Source organism: Streptococcus sp. HMSC064D12 (genome assembly GCF_001837205.1).
GTDB classification, from domain to species: domain Bacteria; phylum Bacillota; class Bacilli; order Lactobacillales; family Streptococcaceae; genus Streptococcus; species Streptococcus salivarius_D.
Genome location: NZ_KV831736.1, coordinates 134903 through 142095, shown reverse-complemented (window position 1 = coordinate 142095; position 7193 = coordinate 134903). Strand labels below are relative to the sequence as shown.

The 7193-nt window shown below is 41.2% G+C and carries 4 protein-coding genes and 1 riboswitch; of the genes, 2 read left to right on the top strand and 2 right to left on the bottom strand.

The genetic code is table 11. The features are described 5' to 3' along the window. Window positions 1–81: 81 nt before the first annotated feature. Complete coding sequence (locus HMPREF2697_RS04330; protein WP_045772148.1) at window positions 82–1362, bottom strand: O-acetylhomoserine aminocarboxypropyltransferase/cysteine synthase family protein; 1281 nt, start codon at window positions 1360–1362, stop codon at window positions 82–84. A gap of 120 nt (window positions 1363–1482) precedes the next feature. After that, window positions 1483–3792 (bottom strand): DNA helicase PcrA, encoded by a 2310-nt coding sequence (gene pcrA, locus HMPREF2697_RS04325; protein WP_070849767.1) that lies wholly within the window; start codon window positions 3790–3792, stop codon window positions 1483–1485. Between the two features lie 294 nt (window positions 3793–4086). After that, window positions 4087–4193, top strand: a riboswitch (glycine riboswitch). Window positions 4194–4289: 96 nt separating this feature from the next. Here pcrA and HMPREF2697_RS04320 point away from each other — a divergent pair. Both HMPREF2697_RS04320 and mnmE read left to right on the top strand, forming a co-directional pair. Beyond that, window positions 4290–5633: an alanine/glycine:cation symporter family protein gene (locus HMPREF2697_RS04320; RefSeq protein WP_004182511.1), complete on the top strand. Its 1344-nt coding sequence runs from the start codon at window positions 4290–4292 to the stop codon at window positions 5631–5633. 127 nt (window positions 5634–5760) lie between these two features. Next, window positions 5761–7131, top strand: a complete 1371-nt coding sequence (gene mnmE, locus HMPREF2697_RS04315) for a tRNA uridine-5-carboxymethylaminomethyl(34) synthesis GTPase MnmE (RefSeq protein WP_045768697.1) — start codon at window positions 5761–5763, stop codon at window positions 7129–7131. The last annotated feature ends 62 nt before the right edge of the window (window positions 7132–7193 follow it).

The following is a 7193-nucleotide window of genomic DNA, read 5'->3' as shown; positions in this document are numbered from 1 at the left end:
CCACTAGCACAGCTAGTGGTTTTCGTAAGATAAACAAAAAACCAGCTATAGAGCTGGTTTGAATGTTTAGTATCAAAATACTTAGATTTTATCAAGAGCTAGTTTTAAATCTTCAATCAAATCATCTGCGTTTTCTAAACCAACTGAGATACGAATTTGATTTGGAGTGACACCACAAGCCAACAAATCTGCTTCTGCCAACTGTTGGTGAGTTGTTGTTGCAGGGTGAACCACCAAAGATTTTGCATCAGCAACGTTAGCTAAATCTGAGAAGATTTCAAGATTATCAATAACGGTACGTGCTTCGTCTTGTCCACCTTTCACATGGAAAGTGAAAATAGAACCTGGTCCTTTAGGGAAGTATTTTTGTGCCAAGTCATAGTAAGGACTTGATGGCAATCCAGGATAGTTCACTTTTTCAACTTTTGGATGATTTTCCAAAAAGTCTACGATTTTTTTAGCATTTTCGACGTGGCGTTCGACACGAAGTGAAAGTGTTTCAAGTCCTTGTAAAAGCAAGAAAGCATTGAAAGGTGCCAAGGCAGCCCCTGTGTCACGCAAAAGTTGTGTACGAAGGGCAGTGATAAATGCTGCTGGACCAACATCACGTGTATAGCTGATATTGTGGTAAGATGGGTCTTCGTCAACCAACTGTGGGAACTTGCCTGAAGCTTCCCAGTCAAATTTACCAGAATCGACGATAAGACCACCGATAGTTGTTCCATGTCCACCGATAAACTTAGTCGCAGAATGAACTACGATATCTACACCATGGGAGATAACATTGATGAGATATGGAGTCCCAAAAGTATTGTCAGCAACCAATGGAATCTTATGACTGTGAGCAATTTCAGCGATCTTTTCAAAATCAGGAATGTTGATAAGCGGATTACCCAAAGACTCAATCAAGACAAGTTTAGTATTATCTTTGATAGCAGATTCAATTTCTTCAGGATTGTCAACATCTACAAAAGTTGTAGTGACGCCATAGCGTGGAAGAGTTTCTTTTAAGAGATTAAATGTTCCACCGTAGAGGGTTGTCGCAGCAACAACATGATCGCCAGCATGTGCCAAACCAAGGACCGCATAGGTGATTGCAGCCATACCTGAAGCTGTAGCCAAGGCACCAACACCACCTTCGAGGGCTGCAATACGTTCTTCAAGTACTGCTACTGTTGGATTGGTAATACGTGTGTAAATATTACCCGGTTTTCTAAGGGCAAAGAGATCTTCACCTTCTTGAGCATCGTCAAAAACATATGAAGTCGTTTGGTAAATTGGAACAGCACGTGATTTTGTTTCCTTGTCAGGTGTTTGTCCAGCGTGTAATTGTAAGGTTTCAAATGAAAATTCTCGTGACATATGGGTGTCCTCCAAAACAAAAGTTGCTTTCATTCTACACCCAGAAAAGCTAGCTGTCTAATAGAAATTTTTTATCAATGTGATAGGGAAGGCTTATAAAAAGGACCTTTCGGTCCCTTTCTATTTCTTCTCAATAGGTGCTACGCTTGCCAAAACTTTTTTAAGTCCAACTTCTGGGAATTTTATCTTAAGTTCTTGTGTCTTGCCACTTCCAGTTACTTCTAGGACGGTCCCATCTCCCCACTTCTTGTGGTGAGCGATATCTCCGATTTCCCAGTCAGTAGCTGAATTCCCAGAGTTTGAAGTCTTGCCAAAAGGTAGTCCGCCAGTGGCTTTTGAAAATGGCTGAGCGCCAGTATGTCTTTGAGGTTGTGCATTTGCTTTTCTGGTCTGAAGCGCTTGTTGTAAACTCATGCCTTGACCAAATTGTGTTGGCTCTTCCTTTGTAAAACGAACACCAAATGATGAATTGGCTGGACGAGCTAGACCTTGATATTGTAATAAATCATCTGAAATTTCACGCAAGAAACGGCTAGGACGATTATAGCTAGTCTTACCGAAAAGCGTACGTGTATTAGCGTTGGTAAGGAAAAGAATCTCTTCAGCACGGGTAATACCTACGTAAGCTAAGCGACGCTCTTCTTCGAGTTCTTCTGGATCTTCTGAGGCACGAGACAAGGGGAAGACCCCCTCTTCCATACCGATAAGAAAGACAACTGGGAATTCAAGTCCTTTAGCAGCATGGAGAGTCATCAAGGTTACTTCTGCTGCTTCCATATCACCATCGTCCGTATCAGCAATCAACGCTAGATCGTTCAAGAAACGACCTAAACGATCAATACCTGTTTCATCTTCCGTACCATCGGTGTTGGTTTCATCAAAATTCTTAGTAACAGACATGAATTCTTCAATATTTTCAATGCGTGCTTGACTTTCAAGTGTTTGTTGCATAGAAAGAGCATCCAGATAACCAGACTTATCTAAAACTGTCTCTACAGCTTCAGTGATGCTTAGCCCATCTAGCTGGTCACGTAGATTCAGAATCATGTTAGCAAAATCGTAAACGCCCTGAGCTGCTTTCCCCTTGATCGGTGACAACATAATATTAGCTGATGCATCTAGGAGACTCATGTTTTGCTCATAGGCAAAGGTGCGAATCTTTTCAAGCGTACCAGGCCCAACTCCACGTTTAGGTTCATTAATCACACGTTCAAAGCTAATATTATCCGCAGGATTGGCAACTAAGTTCAAGTAAGAAATGACATCACGGATTTCTTTACGGCTATAGAACTTGGTACCACCAACCATGGTATAAGGAATATTAGACTTGAGCAAGGCTTCCTCGATAGTACGAGACTGAGCATTAGTACGATAAAGTACAGCGAAATCCTTGAAGTTCTTACCCTCTTCACGAATAATGTTATCAATAGTTGAAGCAACAAAAACAGCTTCATCACGCTCGTCATTAGCACGGTAATAAACGATTTGTTCACCGTCATCATTTTGAGTCCAAAGTTTTTTAGGACGGCGATTGCGGTTGTTCTTGATGACTTCGTTGGCCGCCTGGAGAATTTTCTTGGTTGAACGGTAGTTTTCTTCCAAGAGAACTACCTTGGCTTCAGGATAGTCCTTCTCAAAATCAAGGATATTCTGCATATCAGCCCCACGCCAACCGTAGATTGATTGGTCAGCATCACCTACGACACAGATATTCTTGAAGCGAGAAGCCAAGAGTTTTACCAACTGATATTGAGCATGGTTGGTATCTTGGTACTCATCCACGTGAATATACTGATAACGCTGCTGATAATAGGCGAGAACATCAGGATTTTTGTCAAAGAGACGCAAAGTCATCATAATTAAATCGTCAAAATCCATAGCTTCACTACGACGGAGCTCCTCTTGATAGGCCTTATAACATTTAGCAACAATTTGGGTGTACATATCACCGGCCTGGTGCTCGTAGGCCACTTCATCCAAGAGGTCATTTTTGGCGTTGGAAATCGTCCCTAAGATGGCACGTTCATTCCACTTCTTAGGATCTAGGTTAAGATTCTTGAGAATACGTTTCATCAAAGTACGTTGTTCACCAGGATCTACGATAGTAAAGTTTCGGTTGTAGCCAATATGGTCCGCTTCACGACGAAGAATTCGCACGCACATACTATGGAAGGTTGCAATCAAGGTTTCTGAAGTTGCTGGATTTAAAGCCATAGCACGTTCACGCATCTCACGAGCTGCCTTATTGGTAAAGGTAATGGCTAGGATATTCCAGGGGTTAATCATTTTCTCGTCAATGAGGTAGGCAATGCGGTGGGTAAGCACACGTGTCTTCCCAGATCCTGCACCAGCCATAATCAATAAAGGCCCCTCAGTCGTTTGGACGGCTTCGGCCTGTTTGTCATTCATACCAGTTAATAATGGGTTCATCATATTCTCCATTCTCAAAAATAAGCTCTACTATTTTATCATTTTTTGGATGAAAATGCAGATTCTATTCATAATGGATCTGAAATAACTTTAGAAGATAATTGTTTGTTTTTATTGGAAGTACTTTGCTTAAGATTGCCCATATTCCTAGCTTTAGAGGAAGACATTCTAAAGAATAATATTCGGATTTTTATAGTTTTGATGAAAATTAGTGTTGACACTGTTCGTTTTTTTCGATAAGATAGAATCACAATAAAATAAGAACCGAGTGATGTCATCAGGATGACTGGTGATTGACGGACTTCTGGAGAGATCTTGAAGCAGCCTTAGCTGTATACAAGACACCGAAGGGGCAAGGGGTAACAACCGAAACTCTCAGGTAAAAGGACAGAAAGCATCGCAAGTTTTTTAACTTGTAGTAATAGCTTTGTATTCTCAGAGGTCTGGTCAAGCCAAACCTCTTTTTTGACGTCTCGGTTAAAGGAGATTGTAAATTTATGTTAGACTTTTTTACTACCATTGATGATTTTGTCTGGGGTCCACCCCTTCTGGTCCTTCTTGTAGGAACTGGGATTTACCTTACAATTCGTCTTGGTCTTTTGCAAGTTCTTCGTCTTCCTAAAGCTTTTAAACTTATCTTTGCTGAAGATAAAGGGGAAGGTGATATTTCTAGTTTTGCAGCCCTTGCGACTGCTCTCGCAGCAACTGTTGGTACAGGTAACATTGTCGGTGTAGCTACTGCCATCAAGACTGGTGGACCAGGTGCCCTTTTCTGGATGTGGATTGCCGCTTTCTTTGGTATGGCAACCAAATATTCCGAAGGTCTTTTGGCTATTAAATTCCGTACACTTGACGACCAAGGTAATGTCTCTGGTGGTCCAATGTATTACATCACACACGGTTTTTCTGGGAAATGGCAAACAATTGCTAAACCTTTGGCCTACTTCTTTGCCTTTGCAGGTGTGCTTGTTGCATGGTTGGGGATTGGTACTTTCTCTCAAGTTAACTCAATCACCGCTTCACTTCAAAATAGCTTTGACTGGTCACCAAAAATCGTAAGTGTCATTCTTGCTCTTATCACTGCTGCTATCATTTTTGGTGGTATCCAATCTATCTCTAAAGTTTCTGAAAAGGTCGTACCATTTATGGCTGGGCTCTATATCTTAGCAGCTCTTGTGGTTATCTTTACTAACTTTAATCAACTTCTTCCAGTCCTTGGAATGGTCTTCCAATCTGCCTTTACTGGTAAAGCAGCCGTTGGTGGTTTTGCTGGTGCAACAGTCATGGTTGCTATGCGTCTTGGTATTGCGCGTGGTGTCTTCTCTAATGAGTCAGGTCTTGGATCAGCTCCTATCGCTGCAGCTGCTGCTAAGACTGAAGAACCTGTTGAACAAGGTTTGATTTCAATGACAGGTACTTTCATTGATACGATTATCATCTGTACGCTTACTGGTCTTGCTATCCTTGTAACGGGTCAATGGTCAGGTAGCCTAGAAGGTGCCCCAATGACACAAGCAGCCTTCTCTTCTGTTTTTGGTACATTTGGTGAAATTGCCTTAACACTTTCTTTGGTTCTCTTTGCCTTTACAACAATCTTGGGTTGGTCTTACTACGGTGAACGTTGTTTCGAATTCATTTTCAAATCAACGAAATTCCTTCCACTCTACCGCCTCATTTTTGTAGTCATGGTTGCCCTTGGTGGATACCTCACACTTGATGTTGTTTGGAAAATTGCGGATATCGTAAACGGTTTGATGGCATTGCCTAACTTGATTGCCCTCCTTGTTCTCTCACCAATCATCTTCAAAGAAACTAAATCATACTTTGAACGTCACAAATAAACAAAAAGAGCCTAGGCTCTTTTTTCTTGACTTTATCGGCACCAATCCTTGCTACTACTGGTCTTTTGCGTTACAATGAAATTAAATCATTTTACAACTAATTCAGAAAAAATCCAAAGGAATAACTATGTCAATTACCAAAGAATTTGATACGATTACTGCAATTTCAACACCTTTAGGTGAAGGTGCTATCGGTATCGTTCGCCTATCTGGAACCGATGCAGTTGCTATTGCTAATAAGGTTTTCAAAGGAAAAAATTTAGAAACGGTCGCTTCACATACTATCAATTACGGTCATATCGTGGAAAATGATGAAACCATTGATGAAGTCATGGTCAGTGTTATGCGTGCACCAAAGACCTTTACGCGTGAGGATGTCGTGGAAATCAACACCCATGGTGGTGTCGCTGTAACCAATGAAATCCTTCAACTCCTTATCCGTTCTGGTGCTCGTATGGCCGAACCTGGAGAATTTACTAAACGTGCCTTCTTGAATGGTCGTGTGGACTTGACCCAGGCTGAAGCTGTCATGGACTTGATTCGTGCTAAGACTGATAAGGCTATGGCCGTTGCCGTTTCTCAACTTGATGGTTCGCTCAAGCATCTCATTAACAACACTCGCCAAGAAATCCTTAACACTTTAGCTCAAGTCGAAGTGAATATTGATTATCCAGAGTATGATGATGTTGAAGAAGTTACTACAAATCTTGTCCGTGAAAAGACTCAAGAATTCCAAGCACTTCTAGAAAATCTTTTGGCTACTGCCAAACGAGGAAAAATCCTACGAGAAGGTCTTTCAACAGCAATCATTGGTCGACCAAATGTCGGAAAATCTAGTCTTCTTAACAATCTCCTACGTGAGGAGAAGGCTATCGTTACAGACATTGAGGGTACAACACGTGATGTCATTGAAGAATACGTTAATATCAAAGGCGTTCCACTTAAGTTAATTGATACCGCAGGTATCCGTGACACAGATGATGTTGTTGAAAAGATTGGTGTGGAACGTTCTAAGAAAGCTCTCGAAGAGGCTGACCTGGTTCTTCTTGTCCTTAATAGCTCGGAACCGTTAACTGAGCAAGACCGTACATTACTCGAAATCAGCCAAAATAGCAATCGTATCATTCTCCTAAATAAGACAGACCTTCCACAAGCAATCCAAATGGAAGAGCTTCCTGAAGATGTTATCCCAATTTCAGTCCTCAAGAATGAAAACATTGACAAAATTGAAGATCGTATCAATCAGCTCTTCTTTGATAATGCTGGTCTAGTGGAGAAAGATGCTACTTATCTCTCAAATGCCCGTCACATTTCACTCATTGAAAAAGCCCTCGAAAGCCTTGAAGCAGTCAATCAAGGTCTTGAATTAGGCATGCCTGTTGACCTCCTACAGGTTGATATGACACGCACTTGGGAAATTCTGGGAGAAATTACTGGTGACGCTGCCCCAGATGAACTCATTACACAACTCTTTAGCCAGTTCTGTCTAGGAAAATAAACATAACTAAATTTATGTAAAAAGATGCTCTGTCATCTTTTTATTTTTGCATCATAAATACA

Bases quoted from the DNA above. Each gene is read 5' to 3' on its own strand.
- HMPREF2697_RS04330 (WP_045772148.1), bottom strand. From the start codon at position 1,362: ATGTCACGAGAATTTTCATTTGAAACCTTACAATTACACGCTGGACAA.
- pcrA (WP_070849767.1), bottom strand. From the start codon at position 3,792: ATGAACCCATTATTAACTGGTATGAATGACAAACAGGCCGAAGCCGTC.
- HMPREF2697_RS04320 (WP_004182511.1), top strand. From the start codon at position 4,290: ATGTTAGACTTTTTTACTACCATTGATGATTTTGTCTGGGGTCCACCC.
- mnmE (WP_045768697.1), top strand. From the start codon at position 5,761: ATGTCAATTACCAAAGAATTTGATACGATTACTGCAATTTCAACACCT.